22 protein-coding genes and 1 pseudogene are annotated in these 24,250 nt (G+C 64.1%); 17 read left to right on the top strand and 6 right to left on the bottom strand.

What is annotated here, in order from left to right; all coding sequences use genetic code 11:
• Window positions 1-33: 33 nt before the first annotated feature.
• The gene (locus tag ACOQPC_RS09740) at window positions 34-591 is read right to left on the bottom strand and encodes a hypothetical protein (RefSeq protein WP_420605541.1); all 558 of its coding nucleotides are present in this window, start codon (window positions 589-591) and stop codon (window positions 34-36) included.
• Window positions 592-748: 157 nt separating this feature from the next.
• Between ACOQPC_RS09740 and uvrA the strand changes: the two genes are divergently transcribed.
• The 6 genes from uvrA to ACOQPC_RS09710 all read left to right on the top strand — a co-directional run bounded on the left by uvrA (window position 749) and on the right by ACOQPC_RS09710 (window position 6,393).
• Window positions 749-3,721 (top strand): excinuclease ABC subunit UvrA, encoded by a 2,973-nt coding sequence (gene uvrA / locus ACOQPC_RS09735; RefSeq protein WP_420605540.1) that lies wholly within the window; start codon window positions 749-751, stop codon window positions 3,719-3,721.
• Window positions 3,718-4,272, top strand: a complete 555-nt coding sequence (locus ACOQPC_RS09730; RefSeq protein WP_420605539.1) for a hypothetical protein — start codon at window positions 3,718-3,720, stop codon at window positions 4,270-4,272. The genes uvrA and ACOQPC_RS09730 overlap by 4 nt, the downstream gene beginning before the upstream one ends.
• On the top strand, window positions 4,244-4,438 hold the full coding sequence (locus tag ACOQPC_RS09725) for a hypothetical protein (protein ID WP_420605538.1): 195 nt from the start codon (window positions 4,244-4,246) through the stop codon (window positions 4,436-4,438). Before ACOQPC_RS09730 ends, ACOQPC_RS09725 begins: the two co-directional genes overlap by 29 nt.
• Window positions 4,435-4,590: a hypothetical protein gene (locus ACOQPC_RS09720; protein ID WP_420605537.1), complete on the top strand. Its 156-nt coding sequence runs from the start codon at window positions 4,435-4,437 to the stop codon at window positions 4,588-4,590. The genes ACOQPC_RS09725 and ACOQPC_RS09720 overlap by 4 nt, the downstream gene beginning before the upstream one ends.
• 578 nt (window positions 4,591-5,168) lie before the next feature.
• Window positions 5,169-5,495 carry a helix-turn-helix transcriptional regulator gene (locus ACOQPC_RS09715; RefSeq protein WP_420605536.1) on the top strand — a complete coding sequence of 109 codons (327 nt, stop codon included), beginning with the start codon at window positions 5,169-5,171 and terminating at the stop codon, window positions 5,493-5,495.
• Entirely contained in the window at window positions 5,458-6,393 is a 936-nt protein-coding gene (locus ACOQPC_RS09710; RefSeq protein ID WP_420605535.1) for a reverse transcriptase family protein, read from the top strand. Before ACOQPC_RS09715 ends, ACOQPC_RS09710 begins: the two co-directional genes overlap by 38 nt.
• A gap of 414 nt (window positions 6,394-6,807) precedes the next feature.
• Here ACOQPC_RS09710 and ACOQPC_RS09705 read toward each other — a convergent pair whose 3' ends face one another.
• Window positions 6,808-7,005 (bottom strand): hypothetical protein, encoded by a 198-nt coding sequence (locus tag ACOQPC_RS09705; RefSeq protein ID WP_420605534.1) that lies wholly within the window; start codon window positions 7,003-7,005, stop codon window positions 6,808-6,810.
• A 25-nt stretch (window positions 7,006-7,030) separates the two neighbouring features.
• Here ACOQPC_RS09705 and ACOQPC_RS09700 point away from each other — a divergent pair, with 25 nt between their 5' ends.
• Window positions 7,031-7,624, top strand: coding sequence for a carboxymuconolactone decarboxylase family protein (locus tag ACOQPC_RS09700; protein ID WP_420605533.1), 594 nt, complete (start codon window positions 7,031-7,033; stop codon window positions 7,622-7,624).
• A gap of 278 nt (window positions 7,625-7,902) precedes the next feature.
• On the opposite strand, the gene ACOQPC_RS09695 is transcribed toward ACOQPC_RS09700, so the two are convergent.
• Window positions 7,903-9,057, bottom strand: a complete 1,155-nt coding sequence (locus ACOQPC_RS09695) for a cell wall hydrolase (protein ID WP_420605532.1) — start codon at window positions 9,055-9,057, stop codon at window positions 7,903-7,905.
• 201 nt (window positions 9,058-9,258) lie between these two features.
• Here ACOQPC_RS09695 and ACOQPC_RS09690 point away from each other — a divergent pair, with 201 nt between their 5' ends.
• The 6 genes from ACOQPC_RS09690 (at window position 9,259) to ACOQPC_RS09665 (ending at window position 17,887) form a co-directional block, all read left to right on the top strand.
• Window positions 9,259-10,554 (top strand): DUF2891 domain-containing protein, encoded by a 1,296-nt coding sequence (locus ACOQPC_RS09690; RefSeq protein WP_420605531.1) that lies wholly within the window; start codon window positions 9,259-9,261, stop codon window positions 10,552-10,554.
• A gap of 169 nt (window positions 10,555-10,723) precedes the next feature.
• On the top strand, window positions 10,724-12,097 hold the full coding sequence (locus ACOQPC_RS09685; RefSeq protein ID WP_420605530.1) for a class II 3-deoxy-7-phosphoheptulonate synthase: 1,374 nt from the start codon (window positions 10,724-10,726) through the stop codon (window positions 12,095-12,097).
• A gap of 127 nt (window positions 12,098-12,224) precedes the next feature.
• A complete protein-coding gene (locus ACOQPC_RS09680) occupies window positions 12,225-13,358 on the top strand; it encodes a GAF domain-containing protein (protein ID WP_420605529.1) in 1,134 nt (377 codons plus the stop codon).
• A 203-nt stretch (window positions 13,359-13,561) separates the two neighbouring features.
• On the top strand, window positions 13,562-16,372 hold the full coding sequence (locus ACOQPC_RS09675; RefSeq protein WP_420605528.1) for a TonB-dependent receptor: 2,811 nt from the start codon (window positions 13,562-13,564) through the stop codon (window positions 16,370-16,372).
• Between the two features lie 334 nt (window positions 16,373-16,706).
• A complete protein-coding gene (locus ACOQPC_RS09670; protein ID WP_420605527.1) occupies window positions 16,707-17,438 on the top strand; it encodes a L,D-transpeptidase family protein in 732 nt (243 codons plus the stop codon).
• Between the two features lie 185 nt (window positions 17,439-17,623).
• The gene (locus tag ACOQPC_RS09665; protein WP_420605526.1) at window positions 17,624-17,887 is read left to right on the top strand and encodes a DksA/TraR family C4-type zinc finger protein; all 264 of its coding nucleotides are present in this window, start codon (window positions 17,624-17,626) and stop codon (window positions 17,885-17,887) included.
• Between the two features lie 124 nt (window positions 17,888-18,011).
• On the opposite strand, the gene ACOQPC_RS09660 is transcribed toward ACOQPC_RS09665, so the two are convergent.
• The 3 genes from ACOQPC_RS09660 to ACOQPC_RS09650 are packed head-to-tail and all read right to left on the bottom strand — an operon-like array spanning window position 18,012 to window position 21,848.
• Window positions 18,012-20,243, bottom strand: a complete 2,232-nt coding sequence (locus ACOQPC_RS09660; RefSeq protein WP_420605525.1) for a xanthine dehydrogenase family protein molybdopterin-binding subunit — start codon at window positions 20,241-20,243, stop codon at window positions 18,012-18,014.
• A 4-nt stretch (window positions 20,244-20,247) separates the two neighbouring features.
• Complete coding sequence (locus tag ACOQPC_RS09655) at window positions 20,248-21,240, bottom strand: FAD binding domain-containing protein (RefSeq protein WP_420605524.1); 993 nt, start codon at window positions 21,238-21,240, stop codon at window positions 20,248-20,250.
• Window positions 21,240-21,848 carry a (2Fe-2S)-binding protein gene (locus ACOQPC_RS09650; RefSeq protein ID WP_420605523.1) on the bottom strand — a complete coding sequence of 203 codons (609 nt, stop codon included), beginning with the start codon at window positions 21,846-21,848 and terminating at the stop codon, window positions 21,240-21,242. Before ACOQPC_RS09650 ends, ACOQPC_RS09655 begins: the two co-directional genes overlap by 1 nt.
• 329 nt (window positions 21,849-22,177) lie before the next feature.
• Between ACOQPC_RS09650 and ACOQPC_RS09645 the strand changes: the two genes are divergently transcribed.
• From ACOQPC_RS09645 to ACOQPC_RS09630, 4 genes and pseudogenes are all read left to right on the top strand, one after another.
• Entirely contained in the window at window positions 22,178-22,417 is a 240-nt protein-coding gene (locus ACOQPC_RS09645) for a hypothetical protein (protein WP_420605522.1), read from the top strand.
• A 67-nt stretch (window positions 22,418-22,484) separates the two neighbouring features.
• Window positions 22,485-22,862, top strand: a complete 378-nt coding sequence (locus tag ACOQPC_RS09640) for an MbcA/ParS/Xre antitoxin family protein (protein ID WP_420605521.1) — start codon at window positions 22,485-22,487, stop codon at window positions 22,860-22,862.
• Window positions 22,834-23,565 (top strand): RES family NAD+ phosphorylase, encoded by a 732-nt coding sequence (locus tag ACOQPC_RS09635; RefSeq protein WP_420605520.1) that lies wholly within the window; start codon window positions 22,834-22,836, stop codon window positions 23,563-23,565. Before ACOQPC_RS09640 ends, ACOQPC_RS09635 begins: the two co-directional genes overlap by 29 nt.
• A pseudogene (locus ACOQPC_RS09630) lies at window positions 23,555-23,971 on the top strand (SLOG family protein); the annotation flags it as partial. The gene ACOQPC_RS09635 and the pseudogene ACOQPC_RS09630, both read left to right, overlap by 11 nt.
• Window positions 23,972-24,250 lie beyond the last annotated feature (279 nt).

Raw genomic sequence — 24,250 nt, 5'->3', positions numbered from 1 at the left:
CTGGTCGGAACGCATCAGCACGGGCGGCAACGCTTAGCTGGCGGCACATTCCACATATAGCTTGGCCTCGCCGTCCGCGCCGCGCCGCGTGCGCAGGCGACCGTCGGGCTGGAGCGCGAGATAGAGCGTGTAGCGGTCCACGCCCTCGCCGATGGTCTCGGCCAGGCCGATCGCCGCATAGCGTCCGTCGGTCTCGACGCGCTGCACATCGCCGGACGTTTCGAAAAAACCGATGCGGTCCGCCGAGATATGGACCGCGTAAAAATCGGTCTGCGCATCGCAATCCTCGCGTTTGAGCGCCCAGTCGCCATGATAGCGCGCCGGGATGCTGCTGCCGATATTCCCGGACGCGGCGGTGGTCGCGGAAGTCGCGGGGACCGTCGCCGGACTTGCGGCCGTCGGAGAAGCGCTGCCGACGTGCGGGCTGTTCTCCATCGCAGGATCCGCCTGATCCATGGACGCTGCGCCGCCGCCGGCTCGGCTCGTCGCCATCGCATCATCGGCGGCGCTGGCATCCGGCGCATCGGCGGCCCCCTGCCGGCCCGAGCAGGCGGCGAGGAGGATGGAGGAGCAGGCGAGCAGAGCTTTCATGCCGGTCGAACCGACCGCCTCCGGCCGGGTTCCGAAGTTTCCGGCAAGGCTAGGGCGCGCGCACCGTTGCGCAACCGCCACCCAGGCCCAATCTAGCGTTCGTCACCGGCATCTCCCGCCTTGCCCTTATAGAACAAATCTGGAACAGACGTCTCCCATGAGCCTTACCCATATTTCCGTGCGCGGCGCGCGCGAGCACAACCTCAAGGGCGTCGACGTCGATCTGCCGCGCGACCGGCTGATCGTCATCACCGGCCTGTCGGGCTCCGGCAAGAGCTCGCTGGCGTTCGACACCATCTATGCCGAGGGGCAGCGGCGCTATGTGGAGAGCCTCTCCGCCTATGCGCGCCAGTTCCTGGAGATGATGCAGAAGCCCGATGTCGAGCATATCGACGGCCTCTCCCCCGCCATCTCGATCGAGCAGAAGACGACGAGCCGGAACCCGCGCTCGACCGTCGCCACCGTCACCGAGATCTACGATTACATGCGCCTGCTCTGGGCGCGGGTCGGCGTGCCCTACAGCCCCGCCACCGGCGAGCCGATCGCCGCGCAGACGGTCAGCCAGATGGTCGACCGCGTGATGGCGCTGAAGGAAGGCACGCGCTTCTACCTGCTCGCCCCGGTGGTGCGCGGGCGCAAGGGCGAATATCGCAAGGAGCTGCTGGAATGGCGCAAGGCCGGCTTTACGCGGGTGCGCGTGGACGGCGAATTCCACGAGATCGAGGAAGCGCCGGCGCTCGACAAGAAATACAAGCACGATATCGAGGTGGTGGTCGACCGGCTGGTGGTGCGAAACGGCCAGGAGGCGCGGCTGGCGGATTCGTTCGAGACCGCGCTGCGATTGGCCGAGGGGCTGGCCTATGTGGACTTGGCGGATGGGACCGTGGAGGAGGCGCTTCTCCAGTCCCCCCCCCCTTCGGGGGAGGGGCCGTCCGGCAAACCCAAGGCTCTTGCCCCTCTCCCAACCCTCTCCCCTGAAGGAGAGAGGGCTAGTGGCATGAAAGGCACCGGCGTGCCCGACAACCGCATCGTGTTCTCCGAAAAATTCGCCTGCCCCGTCAGCGGCTTCACCATCCCGGAGATCGAGCCGCGATTGTTCAGCTTCAACGCGCCGCAGGGCGCCTGCCCCGCCTGCGATGGCCTGGGCGAGCGGCAGGAGTTCGATCCGCAGCTGGTGGTGCCCAACGAGCTGCTGACGCTCAAGAAGGGCGCGGTGGTGCCCTGGGCCAAGTCCAACCCGCCCAGCCCCTATTATATGCAGGTGCTGGGCAGCCTCGCCGCGGCCTATGATTTCGATCTCGAGACGCCGTGGCAGGATTTGGGCGACGAGGCGCAAGCCGTCATTCTCCAGGGGACCAAGGGCAAAAAGGTCAAGCTCACCTTTAAAGATGGCCGCAAGCAATATAGCGTCGAAAAGCCGTTCGAGGGCGTGATCGGCAACCTCAACCGCCGCCTGATCCAGACCGAAAGCGCCTGGATGCGCGAGGAGCTCAGCAAGTTCCAGACAGCGCAGCCCTGCGAGACCTGCCACGGCGCGCGCCTGCGGCCCGAGCCGCTGGCGGTGAAGATCGCGGGCGAGGATATCAGCATCTCCACCCGCCGCTCCGTGGTCGACGCGCTGGAGTGGTTTTCCGCGCTCGATCAGCATCTTACCGCGCAGCAAAGCCAGATCGCCAAGGCCATCCTCAAGGAGATCGTCGAGCGCCTCGGCTTCCTCAACAATGTCGGGCTCGACTATCTCAACCTCGACCGAACGTCGGGGACGCTGTCGGGCGGCGAGAGCCAGCGCATCCGTCTCGCCAGCCAGATCGGCAGCGGCCTGTCGGGCGTGCTCTACGTCCTCGACGAGCCCTCGATCGGCCTGCACCAGCGCGACAACGACCGGCTGCTCGAAACGCTGAAACGCCTCCGCGATCTCGGCAACACCGTCATCGTCGTCGAGCATGACGAGGACGCGATCCGCACGGCGGACTATGTCGTCGACATGGGGCCGGGCGCGGGCGTGCATGGCGGCGAGGTGGTCGCGCGCGGCACGCTGAAGGATATCCTGAAGGCCAAGGGTTCGCTCACCGCGGACTATCTGACGGGCAAGCGCGAAATCGAGATCCCGAAGAAGCGCCGCAAAGGCAACGGCAAGAAACTCACCCTCCACGGCGCCACCGCCAACAATCTGAAGGACGTCACCGCGTCTATCCCGCTCGGCACGTTCACCTGCATCACCGGCGTCTCCGGCTCGGGCAAGTCCAGCTTCACCATCGACACGCTCTACGCCAGCGCCGCGCGCACGCTCAACGGCGCGCGCGTGATCGCCGGCCCGCATCAAAAGGTCACCGGTCTGCAGCATCTCGACAAGGTCATCGACATCGACCAGTCGCCGATCGGCCGCACCCCGCGCTCCAACCCCGCCACCTATACCGGCGCTTTCACCAACATCCGCGACTGGTTCGCGAACCTGCCCGAAAGCAAGGCGCGCGGCTATGCGCCGGGCCGCTTCAGCTTCAACGTCAAGGGCGGCCGGTGCGAGGCGTGCAAGGGCGACGGCGTCATCAAGATCGAGATGCACTTCCTGCCGGACGTGTACGTGGAATGCGAGGTGTGCCACGGCAAACGCTACAACCGCGAGACGCTGGAGGTGAAGTTCAAGGGCCACAGCATCGCCGACGTGCTCGACATGACGGTGGAAGACGCGGTCGAATTCTTCAAGGCCGTCCCCCCGATCCGCGAGCGCATGGCCATGCTGTTCGAGGTCGGCCTGGGCTATATCAAGGTCGGCCAGCAGGCGACCACCCTGTCCGGCGGCGAGGCGCAGCGCGTCAAGCTCGCCAAGGAACTCGCCCGCCGCAGCACCGGCCAGACGCTCTACATCCTCGACGAACCCACCACCGGGCTACATTTCGAGGATGTCCGCAAGCTATTGGAAGTGCTCCACCGCCTGGTCGAACAGGGCAACAGCGTGGTCGTGATCGAGCACAATCTGGACGTCATCAAGACCGCCGACTGGATCATCGACATGGGCCCGCTCGGCGGCGTCAACGGCGGCGAGGTGGTCGCCGAAGGCGCGCCGGAGCAGGTGGCCAAGGAGGAGGGGAGTTTCACGGGGGCGTATCTGGAGGCGATGCTGGGGAGATGAGCATCTATCGGCCAGAGTTCGAGGCGGCCCTGCGCTTGTTCGCCCGCATCAGTGAGGCGATGGCAATGCGGGGCCTGTCCCGGCCGGTGCTGGTTGGTGGCGCGGCGGTCGAATTCTATTCCGCCAGTGCGATGATGACCGGGGACTTCGATCTCTGTTCGCCCATACAGGTCGAACTGGAAGAAGAAATGCAGCGCCACGGATTCGTCCGGCCATCGGGTCCGGGCAAACTCACGCGCGGCTGGATACACCCCAATCTAAAACTTGGCTTTGAGATCGTCGGCTCCGTTCCAATGGACGGCAATATCGCCAAAGACCGGTTGGCACTGGTCGACTATTTCGCAGTCGGTGATGCATTCGTGATCGTTTCGGTCGAAGATTTGATTGCCGATCGCATGGGCCAATATACTTCCGGCACTGCGGCGGATCGACTGGATCAGGCACGCGCCCTATTTGCGCTTCATCCGGAACTCGATCTGGACTATCTTGATAGACGTATCCACGAAGAAACGATGGGCGATCATGGCATCGAAGCTCTCCAGAAACGATGAAAGCTGGCCCGGTCGACGCATCGATTTCGTGCGTTTTGCGGAGAATCTCGCGCGCCGACGCGCCGAGACCGGCATCACCGATCTGCCGCGCAACAGCGGAAAAAACCGCACCGCCAGCAAGCGCGCCCTGCTGAAAGCGATCAAGGATATCGGCGGGCGCTGGTGAACGGCGGCACTCTGCCCCGCCCGGCCTGGGACCAGGCGGTGACTCTGTTCGGCCAGCATGGCGCGAACGAAATGGTGTACCTCGTCGGCCTGTACTGCATGGTCTCGATAACGCTGAACGGGTTTGCGGTGGGGGTGCCCAAAGACGCGTGACGAAGTTAAGACCCGGTGGCGCTATCCGCTCATCATGAAATGTATCTTTGAAAAAACGAATAAAGTTCGCTGTGTGCGAGTTTCACTTGACCTCGCGCGAATATAGCCCTAATGAGGATGCGGCGCTTGATGAAAGCAACACGCCGCTGAACTTGGGGGGAGCAATCCCCTGTGGGACCGAAAGGTCCTCATACTTATCAGCAAGGTAGGGGCCCCCTCTCCGGAGACCGCCCACGCCCGCGATAAGGGCGCCCGGTGCGGCCGGGCGCTAAGGTTTGGGGGGATGGGACTTCTCAAGTTGTGCTCCGACGTTTGTGCGGTGCCGTAAGCAATTCTGCGAACGGTGAACACAAGGAGCAATATTATGTCAGAGACTGACACATCGAGTGCTGAGAAGGAACGAGCTTTAGGAAAGCCAGAAACAGAGCCGGTTCGTCGGCGGTTGATGGTTCCCAAAGTGTTTAAGGCGGTTATTTCGGGGGCAGTTTTCTGCTTTCGTCTCTATCGGCTTGGCGCAAAGTTTTGGGATATTTGGAGCTAATCCCCCTTTAATCTTTCCATTTGGAAGGAGAAAAAGGATGTATAGCCGAGCACTAAAATTGATGCGTCAATATCATCGCTTAAATCAAAAAGAGTTATCGAAACTGATAGATATCTCACCATCTTATGTCAGCGAATTAGAAAACGGTCGTAAAGATCCGAGTTTAGATATTTTAACGCGATATTCTTCTGAATTTGGAATTCCGCTTTCGTCGATTTTATTTTTTGCAGAGCGTTCAAGTGGTGATCGCATTGAGGGTGCAAGGGCATTTGTTGCCGATAAAACCCTAAAAATGCTTGAATGGATTGCTGAAGAATCTGAGGTAAATGATGAAAGTCATCAAAAAAGAGCGCTTACCCCTTGAGAGGTGTCATCTCTATCGGATTGGTTCGCCCAACATTCTTGCTCAAAGAATTGGATGGAAAAGAGAAAAGCTCGAAAAGTTAGCTAAGAGTGCCCAATATCGCGTATTTCGCTTGAAAGGGTCATCCCGAATGGTGGAGGAGCCACCTCCTCCACTGCAAGCGCTACATCGTCAAATGCATCGGTACTTAATGCGTGTGGAAACACCTGACTATCTACATTCACACGTTAAGGGACGGTCCTATGTGAGCAATGCACGTGCTCACGTAGGATCGTTTTCGATGATAAAGATCGATGTGAAGAAGTTTTTTCCTTCAGTTGAACAAGGACGTGTCGCCCAGTTTTTTAGGGAGGACTTGAAGTGCGCACCCGATGTTGCCGGGTTATTGGCTAATCTTCTATGTCATCGCGGGCGTTTGCCAACTGGCAGTGCGTCTAGTCCTATAATATCTTATTATGCTCATCGAAGAATGTTTGATGAAATTCAGGATATTGCAGTTAGAAACAGTCTAACGATGACTTGCTATGTTGATGATATAACCCTTTCGGGCTCGAATGCGTCACTTAAGTGTTTGCACGAGATTAGAAAAGTTATTATGCGGAATGGCTTGCGAGCCCATAAAGCAAAGTTTTTTGTAGGTACAACGGCGAAGCCGGTTACAGGAATTATGGTAACGATGCGCGGTCTAGAGCTGCCGTTCAGCCGATGGAAAAATATTAAGTCGGATTTAGCAGCAATCAATAGGTCCTCACGCAGAGAAGAGCGTTTGAGATTGTATCCGAAGCTTGTTTCTCGTTTGTACGAAGCAGCTCAAATAGACCCGAGGTGCCGTCGCATGGCAGAATTGCAGCATGCTCGTTGGAAGGCAGAATTGAAAAATACTTCGATAGCAGCCTAAAAAGCTTTTTTGGGGCATATCAAACCCAACAACATTCGCTCTGTCCTACAACCCCTCTCATGCATTATATGGTCGGTCCGCTGAACAATCGGAGGACCGAATCATGCTTCCCGTCGAACCCGTTCCGTTGCCTTCCGGCGCGCCGCTCACACAAGGTGCGCCAGGAACCTCGCTGCCTGCGTGCGCAGACTCCGCGCCTCCGGAGGACGCCGGATCGGTGCCCTGCCGCCTCCCAGCCAGCCAACCGGTCCAAAACACCGTTTTGGACCGAACACCGGAGGCGAAGCGTGGGGTTCTGGCGGCGCTCGCGCTGTGCGGGGATGGGCGCGGGGCGGGGTCCGGTGGCGCGGTGTGCCGGGAGGGGGCGGATATTCTCCCCTGGACTGTGTGAAGCGTGTGAAGCTGGCGCGCGCGTCAGCTCCCCATGAAGGCGCTGGCGGGCAGTTTGCCGTGCAGCCAGTGGACGATGCGATCGCCCTGCTCGGACGGATAGCCGGGGGCCAGCCCCGCGACCTTGCGGCCATGATCGAACGGCTCCGCGCCGTAGCGGCCCTTGGCGAACAGCCGGCCGTTTACGCAACCGCTCCCGCATCCCCCGCGTTGGCCCCGCATCCACCCAAGACGAAAGCCCCTCCCGATGACCGATACGAACGTGCGCCTGCCCCTCATCCCGCCCGCCCGGCTGACCGACGCGCAGCGCCCGCTGTACGAGGACATGAAGGCGGGCATCGCGTCCGATTTCAACGCGTTCCAGACGATGGTGCGGGACGGGCCGGACGAGGGCGCGCTGATCGGCCCGTGGAACCCGTGGCTGCACGAACCGGCGATCGGCCGCGCGATCTGGGACCTGACCGAGGCGATGACCGCGCAGGCCAGCCTTCCCGAGCCGGTGCGGCAGGTGGTGATCCTGGTGGTCGGCGCGCAGTTCGATGCCGCGTACGAGCTTTACGCCCATATCGCGGTGGCCGAGAAGGAGGGCATGGACGATGCCCGGCTCGCTTCCTTGTGCAGCGGCATCAAGCCCGCGGACCTCTCGGCCGAGGAGAGCGCCGGCTACGACGTGGCCTATGCGCTGGTGAACGGCGGCACCCTGCCGCGCCCGGCCTGGGACCAGGCGGTGACGCTGTTCGGCCCGCGCGGGGCGAACGAGCTGGTGTATCTGGTGGGCCTCTACTGCATGGTCTCGATGACGCTCAACGGGTTTGCCGTCGGGGTGCCTGAGGACGCATGAGCGCGTTCGGCCGCAGAGGTATTTCGGCCGGGTTGGTTCGCGGGCGGGCGGCGTTGGCTGAGGCTGATCCCGCAGCGCTCCACCGGCAAGACCCACAGCCGTTGGTGCCGAGCGTGTCGAAGGCGATGATGTACCTCACAAACTATCTCTTGTTCGTCACTCCAGCGAAAGCTGGGGTCTCGGGCCGGATGGCTTTGCCGAACAAGGGGAGGGTATCTCTGGAACTTTCGGCACGTCGGGTTTGCCACAGACCCAATCGCCTTTGCCGAGGCTCGCGTTCAGCGTCCCGCCGCCATCGCCGGGTCCTTCCAGCTGCCGCTGGTCTGATATTCCCGTTTCACCCGGCTGTCGGGCAGACCCGCCGCGGCAAAGGCCCGCTCGCCGCCGCGCGCCTTGGCGGCGGGGGCGTAATCCGGCGCGGCGTAGACCTGCGATGCGGGCGCGGCCGGGTTGCTGCCCGCCGGGGCACTGGCCGAAGCGTGGCTGCCCGCCTGCAACTCGGCCTGCACGCGCGCGGCGGCATATTCGCGTTCATAGGCCATCTGCAGCTGGACCGGATCGGGGAACGCGCCGTCCGGGGTCGGGCGCGGCAGGCGGGCCTTGGGGCCGGGCAAGGGTTCGCCGCCGGCATAGGCGCGGAAAAAGGCATCCGCAGTGCCGGCCTGGCCGCGGAAGCGATAGAAGCGATGCGCGCCGATCGTGCCGACAAAATGCAGGCTGGGCGCCCAATAGGGATGCACCTCGGTGGTGTGATAATGGGTGGCGAGACCGGCGGGGGCGTAGACCGAACCGTTCAGCGCCTTGGCCGCCACGGCGCGCGCGCGGTTCCAGTAGAGCGGCTGACGGCCGCGCGCCATCGATCCGTCGCAGCTGTAGCTGAACTGGCAGCCGCTCCAGCGCTCGGAACCCTGATAGACCACGCCGCAGACGGTGTTCGGATAGGCGGGATGGCGCACGCGGTTGAGAATCACCTGCACCACCGCCTCCTGGCCCGCATCGGGCTCCAGCGCGGCCTCGTAATAGACCGCGTCGGCGAGGCATTGCAGCGCGCGGCTGTAATCGGTGGTGCCGGCCCTGATCGCGAACGGCCGCGCCGCGCCCGCCGGCAGCACCGGCAGCGCGCCCGCGCTGTCTTCGGGCGTGTCCAGCGTGGGTTCCTGCCAATTGGCCGCCCGGGGCAGGCTGGTGTCGTCCATGAAATAGAAAGCGGAGCCGGGGAAGTTGGTCTCGGGCTTCTCCGCCTCGCCGAGCGGCGCCGCGGCCGCGCGCACCAGCGCGTCGGCGTCGGCATTCATCTGCGCGAAGCTGGGCACGAAGGCGAGCAGCGAAAAGGCGATTAGCGCGATGATGAGCTCGCGTGCGCCGATGCTGTGCCGGCGCGTCGCGGATGCGGATTGACCCGGTGAAAATTTTTGCAGTCGAATCGGTTTCATCGCATTGCCCTGTATGCCCATGCGCCCGTTTAGGCCGGTTTTCTGGGCTTCGCGCGCCACTTGTCATGCCTGTGCCAGCGCGGGACGCGCCGCGCGAATGGCGTTAAGCCGGCGATTGTCGCGCTCCTGCCGCATTCGCGTGCTTCAAAGACGGCGCCGGGCGCGCTAGGGTGCCGGACGGGCCGAACGGAAAGACGCGTCATGAACTTCAGAATCTATCTCGCCGCGCCGCTGCTGCTGGGTCTGGCGGCTTGCGATTTTTCGAGCGAGGACCAGCAGCCCGAACCGGCGGCGAACCAGCCCAGCGCGGTACAGACTCCGGCTCGGGAGAGCGATATGACCAGCGGACGGGGCAATGAGCAGGCGCAGCGCTTCGCCCGGCTCGCGCTGACCTGCGTCAACAAGCAATATCCCGGCAAGATCAGCCACGTCTTGAACGGTCCCGACGACGTCCGCTCGCCGCAGCAGCTGCATCCTGCTTTCTATGGCTGCTACGACTGGCACAGCTCGGTCCATGGCCACTGGCTGCTCGCGCGATTATGGGGTCTGGGCAGGCTCGGCGGGCTCGACGGCGATGTCCAAGCGGCATTGGACCGCAGCCTGACGGCCGAGAATATCGCGGCCGAAACGAAATATTTCCAGGGCGCCGACCGCGACAGCTTCGAGCGGCCCTATGGCATGGCCTGGTTTCTGCAGCTCTATGCCGAGCTGGAGGAGATCGCCCAGCGCGGCGGGCCGAAGGGGCAGCAGGCGGCGGCATGGGTCGCCCATCTGAAACCGCTGGAGGCGGTCATCCTGAACGAGCTCAAGGACTGGATGCCCAAACTGGTCTACCCGATCCGCGAGGGCACGCATAACGAGACCGCTTTCGCTTTCGGCCTGATGCTCGATTACGCGCAGGAACATGGCGATGCGGGCCTGGCCAAGATGGTCAGCGACAAATCGCGCGAGTTCTACGGCGACGACGAGGCCTGCCCGATCGGCTACGAACCGTCGGGCGAGGACTTCCTCTCGCCCTGCCTGATGGAGGCGGATCTGATGCGCCGCGTGCTGCCGCGCGACGACTATCGCATATGGCTCACCGCGTTCCTGCCGGGCATTCCGAGCGACGGATCGAGCGACTGGCTGAAGGTGGGCGAGGTGCGCGATCCGACCGACGGCAAGCTGGTTCATCTCGACGGGCTCAACCTGTCGCGCGCCTGGGCGCTGCGCGGCATCGCCAGCGCGCTGCCCGAGGGCGATACGCGCCGCGCCGCGCTGCTCGCCACCGCGGACAAGCATGCCGAGGCGGGGCTGAAAGCGGTGAGCGGCGACAATTATTCGGGCGGTCACTGGCTGGCGAGCTTCGCCACCTACCTCACCACCAATCGCGGTATTCGCGACGGCGCGGCGAACGCGGCTGAAGCGGGCACCATCACGCCGGTCGACAAGGCGCCGGCGGCGTCGCCGAGCGGCAAGGCGAGTATGACGCCCAGGCCGAAGGGGACGGCGGGGTAGGGCTGAAACCGACCCTCTCCCGCAAGCGGCAGAGGGGCGGACGCGCCACCGATCGCCTTTCCCCCTTGCCCTCGTAAAGAAATGCTATCGGCCCGCCGGCTTTGCGCAGGCAGCGACATGCTGTAAAAGGCCGGGACCGGCGCGTTTGCCGGCGACCGGGGAATTGACGATGACCACGAACTGGACCCCGCAAAGCTGGCGCGACCATGAGGGCATCCAGATGCCCGACTATCGCGACGGCGCGGCGCTGGCCGCGGTCGAGGCGTCGCTGTCGAGCTATCCGCCGCTGGTGTTCACCGGCGAGATCGACGCGCTCAAGGCCGATCTCGCCAAGGTACAGGCGGGCCAGGGTTTCCTGCTGCAGGGCGGCGACTGCGCCGAGAGCTTCGCCGAATTCCACCCCGACAATATCCGCGACAGCTTTCGCGTGATCCTGCAGATGGCGGTGGTGCTGACCTATGCCGGCAAGCTGCCGGTGGTGAAAGTGGGCCGCATGGCCGGGCAGTTCGCCAAGCCCCGCTCCGCGCCGACCGAGGTGCAGGGCGATGCCGAACTGCCGAGCTATCGCGGCGACATCGTCAACGACATCCGCTTCGAGGCCGGCGCGCGCGAGCCCGATCCGCAGCGCATGCTTTCGGCCTACAGCCAGGCGGCCGCCACGCTCAACCTGCTGCGCGCCTTTGCCGGGGGCGGCTACGCCAATCTCGCCAAGGTCCACCAGTGGACGCTCGATTTCATGGGGCAGGGCAAATGGGCCAGGGCCTATGAGGAGATGGCCGACCGGATCGACGACGCGCTGGCCTTCATGGCGGCCTGCGGCATCGATCCCGACCGCATCCCGCAGCTGCAATCGACGCCGTTCTACACCAGCCACGAGGCGCTGCTGCTGCCCTATGAGCAGGCGCTGACCCGGTCCGATCAGGCTGGCGGCGCCTATTACGACACCTCCGCGCACTTCCTGTGGATCGGCGACCGCACCCGTTTCGCGGGATCGGCGCATGTCGAGTTCATGCGCGGTCTGGCCAATCCGATCGGCATGAAATGCGGGCCGAGCCTGCGGCCCGACGACCTGATCCGGCTGCTCGACACGCTGAATCCCGGACGCGAGGCGGGGCGGATCACGCTGATCAGCCGTTTCGGTCACGACAAGGTCGCCGCCGGACTGACCCCGCTCATCCGCGCGGTGGAGCGCGAGGGGCACAAGGTGATCTGGTCGTGCGATCCGATGCACGGCAATGTCGTGAAGAGCCCGAGCGGCCTCAAGACGCGGCCGTTCGAGCGGATATTGGGCGAGGTGCGCGGCTTCTTCGACGTCCACCGCGCCGAGGGCACGCATGCCGGGGGCATTCATATCGAGATGACCGGCCAGAACGTGACCGAATGCACCGGCGGCGCGGCCGAAGTCACCGACGCGATGCTGGCCGATCGCTACCGCACCCATTGCGATCCGCGCCTCAACGCCTCGCAGTCGCTCGAACTGGCGTTCCTGCTGGCCGAAATGCTCAACGAGGAGATGGCCGAGCGCCGCGCCGAAGCGGCGTAGCGATATGTCGATACGGGAGCGAACGATGATGTTGTAACAATATCGTTCTGACCCGCGAAACTTGGCATATGTGAAGCTGCGGCCAGTTGATCATATGGCCTGCGTAATGATATGGGAGGGACACGCTATGGGAGTGGCGACAAGCGGGCTCGCCGAGCCCGTCCTGCGGGGATCGGAAAAGGTGAACGAAACGCGGCGCCTCAATGCGCTTTACGCCACCGGCCTGCTCGATAGCGGGCAGGAGGAGCGGTTCGATCGCATCGCCCGGCTGACCGCCAACATGCTCGACGCGAAGCTCGCCTTTGTTTCGCTGATCGATAGCGACACCCAGCATTTCAAGGCGCGCCATGGCACCGATCTCACCGAAACCAGCCGCGACATCGCCTTTTGCGACCATGCCATCCGCCATCCGCGCGACCTCATGATCGTGCCCGACGCGCGCTTGGACGATCGCTTTGCCGACAATCCGCTGGTGACCGGCGAAATGGGGGTCCGCTTCTATGCGGGCCAGCCGCTGGTGACCAAATCGGGCTACGCCATCGGGACCTTATGCGTGCTCGACGACAAGCCGCGCGCTGGCTTGGGCGAGCGCGAGCGCGCGATCCTCGCCGATCTCGCCGGCGGCGTGATGGTCGAGATCGAGCAGGTTCAGGAGATCGAGGATCTGGCGGTCGTCAACGCCGAACTGAAGCACCGCATGGGCAATATGTACGCGCATATCGGCGCGTTGGTCTCGCTGATCGGGCGCGATGCGCCGGACAAGGAGACATTGATCCGCAAGCTGCAGGAAAAGATCAGCAGCTTCGGGGTCACCCAGCAGCTGCTCGCCGATCAGGACTGGAAGAGCGTGGGCGTGACCGAGCTGGTGGAACAGGTGCTGGCCGGCTACCGCGCGGAGCGGCCCCGTCATCGGATCACCGTGCAGACGGACGATCGGATCAAGCTCTCGCCGCGCGGCGCCTTCATCGTCACGCTGATGGTGGGCGAGCTCGCCACCAATGCGGTCAAGCATGGCGCGCTCGGCGCGGATAGCGGATCGGTAGATTTCAGCTGGATGACCGAGAACGACATGCATGTGTTCGAATGGCGCGAGCGGTTCGAGCGAGCCGACGGGCCCGTGGTCGAGGGCAAGGGGTTCGGCACGGATATATTGAAGCGCATCGTGCCGATGGACATGCGCGGCGCGGCGGAAATGCACATCGACCGGGCGGGGATGTATTATCGCGTGACCGCCCGGCCGGAGCGCATCGCCGAGCTGTAAGGGGGCGCAGGGATCGTTTCGGCAGGGCCGCTTTACGAACCAAGCCGTCGAAGCCACCATTGCAAATGGGCAACAGACCCTTGGCAAAGCGCGCGAACATGCGGGTTTGGCTTGTCTCGGGATGGCCGCATGGCTAGGCGCGGGTTTGCATACCCAACGCCTGAATCATGCAGGCGACGCAATAGATCAGGAGAGATGCCACCATGAAGACCCGTCCGCACGTCCGCATCCGCAGCGCGCTCCAGCTTTCCGCCGCGGTGGCTGCGCTCTCCGTTCCGGGGATCGCCTCCGCGCAGGATACGAACACCGCTACGACGCAGGATGGGATCACCGGCGCGGCCGATGTGGACCGCGACAACGCGCCGGCTAACGCCGCCGACGACAACGGCGTCATCATCGTGCGCGCCCAAGGCCGCGCGCAGTCGCTCAGCGACGTGCCGATCGCGGTCAACGCGGTGTCGGGCGAGGAGCTCGCCAAATCGGGCACCAGCGATATCCGCGATCTGAACCAGGTCGCGCCGTCGCTGCTGGTGTCCTCGACCGGCAACGAGGCCAACGGCTCGGCCCGTATCCGCGGCATCGGCACGGTTGGCGACAACCCCGGCCTCGAAAGCTCGGTCGCGGTGTTCGTCGACGGCGTCTATCGTTCGCGCTCGGGCAACGCGCTCAGCGAGCTCGGACCGATCGACCGCATCGAGATTTTGCGCGGACCGCAGGGCACGCTCGGCGGCCGCAACAGTTCGGCCGGCCTGATCTCGATCTACACCGCGCCGCCGGAGTTCAAATTCTCGGGCTATGGCGCCTTCACCTACGGCAATTACGACGCGATCAAGGGCGAGGCGGGGGTAAACCTGCCGCTCGGCGAGACGCTCGCGGCGCGCGTCGACGGCGTCTATTTCAAGCGCGACGGCTTCTATCACGACGTCGTCAACGATACCGACGTCAACAACCGCGATCGCTATCTCGTGCGCGGGCAGCTGCTGTTCGAGCCGAACGAGCTGCTGACCGCGCGCATAGTGGCCGACTATTCGGAGAAGAACGAGGCCTGCTGCGCGGCCACCTTCGTGCAGACCGATTTCGCGCCGCTCGCGCGGATCAGCCCCGGGCTCAACAGCTTCGCCCGGCCGGCGATCGGCAGCCCGGCGCTCACCAGCACCGCCAATCCGATCATTCCGGTGCTGCTGGCCCTCGGCCAGAACCCGGCGGCGCTCAACAACGGCACGTTCGACCGCGACATCTACAACAGCCCCGGCCGTTCGTTCGAGGGTCAGACCAAGGATTACGGCGCTTCGCTGGAGCTCAATTATGATCTCGGCAATGTCGAGTTCACCTCGATCACCGGTTACCGCGAATATAACAACTATCAGGGTTCGGACACGGACTATACCCAGGTCGATATCCTCTACCGCGCGCCGAACGAAAATGCCGGTGCCCGCCAGTTCCACACCTTTACGCAGGAACTGCGCCTGCAGGGCTCGCTGTTCGACGACCGGCTCGACTGGCTGGTCGGAGGCTTCTACGCCAACGAGGATCTGGTGGTGCGCGACAATCTGCGCTTCGGCACGCAATATGGTGCGTTCGCGCCGTGCCGGATCGTCAACGCGATCGCTCCTTCGTTCGCCGCCGCCGGTATCAATATTGTGGATCCAACCCAAACAGGGTGCCTCAGCCCGGTCGGAAGCGCGGTTGTTCAAGGACAGGTCCCCGGCACAACGCCAGCATTCGGCGCGGCTACCCCGTTATTGATCGCAGGCCTCAACAATCTCTCTCGCCTGAACGATCTCGGGTCGACCAACGATTTCTACAGCCAGACGAGCGAAAGCTACGCGGCGTTCACGCACAACATAATCCACGTCACCGACAAGCTCGATGTGACCCTGGGCCTGCGCTACACGCACGAAACCAAGGATTTCGATGTAAGGCTCGGCAACGACAACACCGTCTGTCCGCAGAACCGCGCGCTGCTGTCCGGCCTGCTTGCCGTTCCCTCGCTCGCGCCGCTGGCCGGCGGCCTGATCGGACTGTCCTGTCAGGGCAATTCGACATCGGAGCTGAACGGATACACCGCCTCCGACGATCGCAGCGAGAACGAGCTGACCGGCACCGCCATCGCCAGCTACAAGCCGACCGACGACCTGCTGCTCTACGGCAGCTATTCGCGCGGCTACAAGGCGGGCGGGTTCAACCTCGATCGCTCGGCGCTCAGCAATCCGGTGGCGGGCAATCCCGCGCTGGTGGGCAGCGTCGGCAACCTGCAGTTCAAGCAGGAAACGGTGAACGCCTATGAAGTCGGCGCGAAATACGGCACGCGCGAATTCTCGCTCGGCATTTCCGCCTTCCGTCAGGAGTTCAGCAATTTCCAGCTGAATACCTTTAACGGCTCGGTCTTCCTGGTGCAGAACATCAACGCCTGCAACGCCGATCTGGGCGGCGCCGACGGTGATGCCAGCCCCGCGACCGGCGCCTGCGACGAGGACGACGTGAAATACGGCGTGGTCGCGCAGGGCGTCGAGCTGGAAAGCTCGATCAACCCGACGCGCTACCTCAACTTCACCGCCGGCCTGACCTATGCCGATACCCGCTACGAGGACAATCTGATCGGCAACGACAACGGCGCGCCGCTCGATCCGGCGCTGCGCCTGCTGCCGGGCGACAATCTGTCGAACGCGCCGGAGATCACCGCCACGGCCTCGGCCAGCTGGACCCCGCCGCTCGGCAACAGCGGGCTTTCGGGTCTCGCTTATGTCAACGTCCGCACGGTGGGCGACTACAACACCGGTTCGGACCTGCTGTACGGCAAGGAGCAGGATAGCTTCACGTTGGTCAACGCCCGCATCGGTATTCGCGGCGGCCCCGATAACCAGTTTGCCATCGAAGCCTTTGCGCAGAACATCTTCGACATCGATTATACGCAGGTTGCGTTCAACACCCCGTTCGTGGCCTCGCAGCAGACCTATTCGGCGTTCCTCGCGGAGCCCCGGACCTATGGCGTGACGGTGCGCGCCGGGTTCTGACCGCGGCGGGTCACGAGTAAAAAGGGGCGCGTTCGCACTGCCGGGCGCGCCCTTTTCGTTGGGCAGCAAATCGCACTGATCGAACTTTTGAAATCGTCATGCCAGCGAAAGCTGGCATCTCCGGTGTGGGAGCAATCGGCCTGAGACCCCAGCTTTCGCTGGGGTGACGGAGGGCGTTTTCCACGGGGTAATCGGAGCCGTCGGTTACGGCCTCGAGAGGCGTCCGATGCCGCCTGCAGATACGCCCGTTAACATTTCGGGAACCAGCGTCTCGCACTGACACGGCGGCGTTGCGGCGATTGGCAGACGCGCCGGGCTCTGCAATAGAGACTGCATGGCCCTGATGAAACTCGCCCGCTTCACCCTGCAGATGCTGATCCTGCTGCCGATCCTGTTCGGCGTGACCTTTGCGCTGGTCAGTTTGACGGGCAACGAGAGCGCGTCGGCGCAGACGCGTTCGAGCCAAAGCGGCGACCGCTTCGTGCATGAGACCGCGGGCCAGACGCCGCGCCGAATCGACGAGCGCGCATCGGATGCGCCCGCGGAGCGCCGGCGCCAGCTGCCGATCATGCAACGCCAGGCGCCCACCGTGCCGAAACCCGCCGCGCCCGCCGCCTCCGGCGAGTTTCGCCCGACCACCGTACGCACCTTGCCCGAACCGCTGATGTCGGGCGAATGGATCTGGGACGAGGGCCGCGCGCCCGACGCGCCGCTCAGGATCGTAGTCGATATCGATAGCGAGCAGATCTACGCCTATCGCGGCGGTTACGAAGTCGGCCGCGCGACGATCATCTACGGCGCCGATCACAAGCCGACGCCGCTCGGCAGTTTCCCGATCCTGGAAAAAGACATCGATCACATCTCCAATCTCTACGACGCGCCGATGCCCTATATGCTGCGCATGACCTGGGACGGTATCACCATCCACGGCGCCAATGTCGACAATCGCTACGCCACCCATGGCTGCGTCGGCGTACCCGACGGCTTCGCCGCCAAGCTGTTCGCCGGCGCCAAGCTCGGCGATACGGTCACGGTCACGCGCGGCTGGACCAAGCGCTGGGGCTGAGCGAGCACATCGGGACCTCGTCACCCCAGCGAAAGCTGGGATCTCAGGCGGGATTGCGACGACGCCCAAGATGCCAGCTTCCGCTGGCATGACGGTCGAGGGTTCCATCTTTCCTGCCGCTGCCCCGTTGGCACTCGGCGCTCCGCTCCCCATATCGCAAGGCACAACCACTCAGGAGACGCCCGATGGCCGGCGGATGGGCGCGCGATGGCGCGGTACAGGATCAGATCGACGATACGGTAAGCGACGCCGTCGCCGCGGCCCGCGCGCATATGCCCAAAGGCGAGAGCGCCGAATATTGCGATATCTGCGGCGAGGACATTCCGGAAAAACGCCGCGCCGCGCTGCCCGGCGTGCGCACCTGCGTCACCTGTCAGGCCGTGCGCGACAAGGCGCGGGCTGTCGGCGGCATCAACCGGCGCGGCAGCAAGGACAGCCAGCTGCGGTGACCATCTGGCTTTGCACCCTGGTTTTTGTGCTCCTGCGCAGGCAGGAGCCCAGCAGGTGAGGGTGGGTGATGGGCTCCTGCCTGCGCAGGAGCACAAGCTGGGTTAAAGCCATCGCCCACCAACCTCAGATAATCTTGTCGATCGTCACCGGCAGATCGCGCACGCGTTTGCCGGTGGCGTGCCACACCGCGTCGGTGATCGCCGCCGCCGTGCCGACATTGGCGAGCTCGCCGATTCCTTTGACGCCGAGCACGTTGATCTCCTTATCGACCTCCGGCACCATGATGATGTCGATGGCCGGAATGTCCGCGTTCACCGCGACATGATATTCGGCGAGATTGTCGTTGGTGTAGCGCGCGCGCTTTGTGTCGATTTCGGTCGCCTCCAGCAGCGCGCTTCCCATGCCCCAGATCATGCCGCCCATATACTGGCTGTGCGCGGTGCGCGGGTTCATGATGCGGCCCGCGGCGAACGCGCCGGTCATGCGCGGCACGCGGATTTCGCGGGTGCGCGCGTTGATGCGCACCTCGACCATCTCCGCGCCGAACGCGAACATCGTGCGCTCCTCGCCCGCGCCGCCGGCGAATACCAGCCCGCCCTTGTAGAGCCGGTCGATCGCGTCCTCGGGCGCGCCCATCGGTGCCCAGGCCCCGGTGGCCTCGGCTTCCGGCCGCCCCGATTTGTCGAGCGCGGCGCGCAGCCGGTCGGCGCTGTCGGATGCCCTGGCATCCTCCGCCGTCAGCCCGAGCGAGGCGAGCAGCCGGTCGCAGCCGTCGCAGATCGCCGAGGTGACGCTTGCGGTCGAGATCGATCCGCCCGCGATTGGCCCCGGCGGCAGGCGGCTGTCGCCCATCTGCACGGTGATGCGCGATGGATCGATGCCGAGCCGCTCGCCCGCCGCCTGCGCGGCGATGGTGTAGCAGCCGGTGCCGACATCGTGCGCGGCGACCTCGATCAGCGCGGTACCGTTCCTGCGCAGCACGATCTTGGCGGCCGACGGCGACATCTGCGTGGGATAGGTCGCCATCGCGCAGCCCCAGCCGATCAGCCAGTCGCCGTCGCGCATCGATCCGGGTTCGGGATTGCGTTTGTCCCAACCGAAGCTCGCGGCAGCGGCATCCCAGCATTCGTTGACCGAACGGCTGGTGTAGGGCGCGCCGTTGGTGACGTTCACGCGCGTGTCGTTCAGCTTGCGGAACGCAACCGGATCGATCTTCGCCGCCGCCGCCAGCTCGTTCATCGCCGATTCGAGCGCGTAGATGTTCGGCAGTTCGGGCGGGCTACGCATGAAATTGGGCACGTTGCGATCGCCCTGCACGATGTGGTTCTCCGTGCTGACCGCGCCGAAAGCATACATGGCGGCGCAATTGTCGAGCCCGGCATTGTTATAAGGCGTCACGCGCGAGGTAAATTCCCACTCGCGGTGGTCGTATCCGGTGAGCTTGCCGTTGGCGTCGCAGCCCAGGCTCACCTTGTGCCGCGTCTCCTGCCGGTTGCCCGAGATGGTGAAGCCCTGGCTGCGCGTGGCGACCAGCTCCACCGGGCGTTTCAACTGCCTGGCGGCCAGCGCGGCCAGCGCGGTGCGCACGGTGATGCCGCCCTTGCCGCCGAACGCGCCGCCGACGAAGGGCGACGTAACGCGGACATGGTCCTCATCCACCTGCAACTGGGACGCCGCGCCCTTGCGCAGGCCCCAGACGAACTGGCTCGGCTCGTGCAGCACCAGTTTGCCGTCATCCCAATAAGCGGTGGTGGAATAGAGCTCCATGCTGTTGTGATGCTGGATCGGCGTGGAATATTCGGCATCGATGCGATGCGCCGATCCATCGAGCGCGGCCTTGGTGTCGTTGAAGCGCAGGGGCTTGTGCATCGGGTTGATTTCGGTGAGATTTTTGGTCGTCGCTCCCGGTACCTCGAACGTCGCGCTCGGGGTCTCCGCGGCATAGGCGACCTTGACCTTGTGCGCGGCCTCGCGCGCCGCCTCGAACGTGTCGGCGACCACCAGCGCGACCGGCTGCCCTTCATGGTCGATGCCCGGACCGGACAGCGTGTTGTTGTCGGTCACGAACATGCCGCCCTTCACGAACGACTTGATATCGCCCAGCGGCGGGCGGTTTTCGTGCGTCATCACCATCAGCACGCCGGGCACGGCCTTGGCCGCCGTGGCGTCGATCGCGGTGATGCGGCCCTTGGCGATGGTGCTGGTGACCATCCAGGCATAGGCCTTCTTGCCGGGGACGGGCAGGTCGGCGGCATAGATCTTGCCGCCGGTGACCTTCTGCCGCGCTTCGTAACGGGCGATGGGCTGGCCCATATTCTCCTTTGGCGCGGGTGCGGCTTTGCTGTTGTCGGCCATGATCTCAGCCCTCCATCCGTGCGGTTTCGAGGAGCGCACGGATCAATGTCTCGCGGCCCAGCTTGATCTTGTAGGCATTGTCCTGCGTAGATTGGGCGCGGGCAAAGGCGATCTGCGCGGCGTTGAGCGCGCTGGCCTCGTCCAACTTCTGCCCCTTCAGCGCCGCCTCGGCCTCGCTCGCGCGCCACGGCACGGTGGCTACGCCGCCAAGGCCGATGCGCGCCTCGCGCACCACATCGCCGTCCATGTCCAGCGCCACCGCGGCGCTGGCCAGCGCATAGGCATAGGATTCGCGGTCGCGGATCTTGAGATATTTGCTACGCTTCCAGGTCTTGTCGGGGATCGAGAAGGCGGTGATCAGATCGCCGGTGCGCAGATTGTTCTCGGCCGAGGGATTGTCGGCGGGCAGCCGGTGCAGATCGGCGAAGCGGATCGCGCGCGGCCCGTCCTTGCCGAGCAGCTCGACATTCGCGTCCAGCGCGATGAGCGCCTGAGCCCAGTCGCCCTGATACAGCGCGATGCACTGGTCCGATGTGCCCAGCACAGCATGGCCCCGCGTCACGCCGCCATCGAGCGCCGCGCAGCCGCTGCCCGGATCGCGGCGGTTGCACTGCGCATAGCTCGTGTCGCGATAATAGGGGCAGCGGGTGCGCTGCAGCACATTGCCGCCGAGCCGCGCCATGTTGCGCAGCTGCGGGCTGGCCGCGAGCCACAGGCTGTCCGACAGCAGCGGATAGTCGCTGCGGATCATGGCATTGTCGGCCAGCGCGGCCATGCGGGTCAGCGCGCCGATGCGCAGCCGCCCGTCTTTGCGTTGGACGAAATCATAACCGGTATCGCTGAGCCCGCTGATGTCGATCAGCCGGTCGGGCCGCCACACGTCGAGCTTCATCAGGTCGATCACGGTGGTGCCGCCGGCATGGTACATGCTGCTCGCGCTGGCGGCCTGCACGGCCTCGGCGGCGCGGGCGGGGCGTTGATAATCGAAGGGGCGCATCAGCTTCTCCCGATCTTGGGCGCGGCCTGTCGGACGGCGGCGACGATATTGGGATAGGCGGCGCAGCGGCACAGATTGCCGCTCATATATTCGCGGATTTCGGCATCGCTATCGGCATGGCCCTCGCGCACGCAGGCGATCGCGCTCATGATCTGGCCCGGCGTGCAGTAACCGCACTGGAACGCGTCGTTATCGACGAACGCCTGCTGCATCGGATGCAGCGCATCGCCGTCCCCGGCCAGCCCCTCGATGGTGGTGATGTCCTGGCCTTCGACCGTGGCGGCGAGCGTCAGGCAGCCCAGCACGCGCGCGCCGTTCACATGGACGGTGCAGGCGCCGCATTGGCCATGATCGCAGCCCTTCTTGCTGCCGGTCAGCTCCAGCCCGCCTCGCAGCGCGTCGAGCAAGGTGGTGCGCGTGTCGATAGTGAGCGCGCGCTCCTGTCCGTTGACGGTCAGCTTCACGTCGCGTCTCTGCACCGTCGGCGCGGCGGGCGCGGTCTGCGCATGGGCGGCACCCTGAAACGCCAGCGGCGCGGCGCCCGCGGCAACCCCGCCCTTCAATACGGCGCGCCGTGTCGGCTGCCGGTCCCTGAATTGATCGGTCATATCGGCCCCTAAAAGATCATGCTTGGCGATCATCATCCGCTTGGGAGAAGCAGGGCGCAAGCAAAAATTGCATTTCGCAACCTAAACCCATCTGACGCGTGCAGCGGTTCGGATCGACCGCATCGGACAGCTGTGAAGAAACCGAAGCATCCGGCGATATCCAAAACGAGATAGCCGACCAGGCTGCCTGAGCCTCCTCCTGACAGGCAGTTTGCAAGCGGCTGAGGCTGGGGCTCCAAGATTGGGCCCATGACATTGCCGCCACGGCGCGTGAAGCGTTCCCATCGCTCGAACCGCATGAAGGCTGGCGCGGCCGCGAGGATCGTATCTTGCTGCGTAACGCCTGTGCCGATTTCGGAATATCGATCTACGGCGGTTTGGCCGCGATCTGTATCGTCGGACGCGATGACGGGCGCTATTGGAATTTTGATGCAGAAACCCCGCGCTCCGGCCGCGCGCGACATTGGCTGTCGCTGATCGGGGCGCGGTTGCTGAAGATTTTTCCCCACTATCGCCGCGTAGAACGGTTCTCGAATAGAGAGGCGATCTACCGAGCGATGTCGGCATAGCTCGCTATGAGATTTTTCTGTTCATTTGAATGGATAATATATATATCATCCAAATGAAAGGATTGTTATGGCCACGATACCCAGCGAAGCCCGCGCCGACGACAGTCGGATCCTGACGACCGCCATCGGCAAAATCGCGGAATATTGGGGACTGAGCAATACCAAACTCGGGTCCATCCTCGGCCTGTCGGCCGCGACGATCTCGCGCCTGCGTTCGGGAAAAACCGGGCTCGATACTGCCTCCAAATCGTTCGAGGCGGGCCAGTTTTTGTTGCGGCTGTTCCGGGGGCTTGATGCGCTACTGGGCAGTGATGACGAGGCGGCGCGTTCCTGGCTTGGCGCGCGCAATCTCGATCTCGGTGCCCGGCCGATCGATCTGATCGAAAGCTTCAAGGGCCTCATGACGGTTTGCGACTATGTGGACGCCCACCGCGCTCGCGTCTGAACGGCGCCGGTATCGCGGCACCGTCTGGCGCGTGGTCGAAGCGCAGCATCGCATCTCGACCAACCGACTAGCCGATGACCTCGCCGACCAAGCCCGGCTCGAGGAGCTGGCCGAGGAAGCCAAGCCCGATTTGCCCAAAGCCGCGCGCGAGCTGCACTATTTGCTCGGTTCCCCATTTCGCTACGGTCACAAGATCGCCAGCCGCTTTCGCAAGGCCCATGAGCGACCCGGTATATTCTACGCGAGCGAGACCGAAGCCACCGCCATTGCCGAGACCGCCTATTGGCGGCTACGCTTCTACAGCCGCTCGCCGGATTTCACGCCGGGCAATCGCACCAGCGAGCATCTGAGCTTTCATGTCGGGGTTACCGTCTCCCGTGCGCTCGATCTGACCCGGCCGCCGTTCGATGCGCGGGAAGCCGACTGGATGCATCCGGCGGACTATTCGGCCTGCCAGGACCTTGCCTCGGCCGCGCGAGCAGCGGACGTTCAATTGATCCGCTCGTATTCGGTGCGCGATCTTGCGGGCGGATACAATGCCGCATTGCTCGATCCGGCGGGCTTTGCGACCGCCAACCCAGCGCTCGGTCAGACCTGGCATTTCCGGCTCGAACAGGGACGTCTCAGCGCCATCGCGGCGTTTCCGGGCGGCGGTGTTTATGCCTTTACTGCCGAAGAATTCGGCCTGCCCGGCGTGGGATGATCGGTCCGGTCTCATTGCCTCAAGTTTGACGCAGGCGAGCAGGTCTCAGTCTCGCGCCAAGCAGACCGAACGCGCACAAGCCGCCGAAGCCAGCATGATCGCGTTCGAAGGCATGCGCGAAACCGCGGCGTCGCTTTATCTCCACGAGACCGGATCATCCTGGAAGCCCTATTCCAGCTCGAGGGTGAAGCCCACTGCAACGTTCCCGACATGGTGCTCGCCATGGCGGCGATACCAAGGGTGCCAATCGTCTGGCGGCCTCCTGGGCCGAACGTCGCGGGATCCAACAGCTGGCGTTCTCGAACGGCTCGTCGTCAAGGCCAAGGCTCTACGAATTACCGTCGTCGATCGTCGCGGCCCGCTGGGAACGCGTCCGGGTAAGGACGGCTTCGCGCTCAGTTTCTGACGCTGGCGACGACAATCGCAAAACTCAGAAGCCGCCCTTCGTTCATAATAACCTGCGACGGCAGAGCGCCGCGAGTTCGGCGACGAGCGGCGGGTGCGTTGAGGTTTCGACCAAAATGTCGGTCAGCTTTGCGAGTGGCAGGCGCAAGCGCTTGCTCCCAAGCGCACTAGCTCCTCGTCGTGGGTTTGGAAGGCGCGGGGATAGCTTTTGACGAGATGATCGATGCAGACATTCTTCAACTGCGGCCCTCGGGCGCCGCCCTCTGGAGATTCGGACTGG

The organism is Novosphingopyxis sp., from assembly GCF_965218915.1.
Classification (GTDB): domain Bacteria; phylum Pseudomonadota; class Alphaproteobacteria; order Sphingomonadales; family Sphingomonadaceae; genus Novosphingopyxis.
The sequence above is the reverse complement of the archived record's forward strand: the minus strand, read 5'-3'. Positions and strand labels throughout refer to the sequence as shown.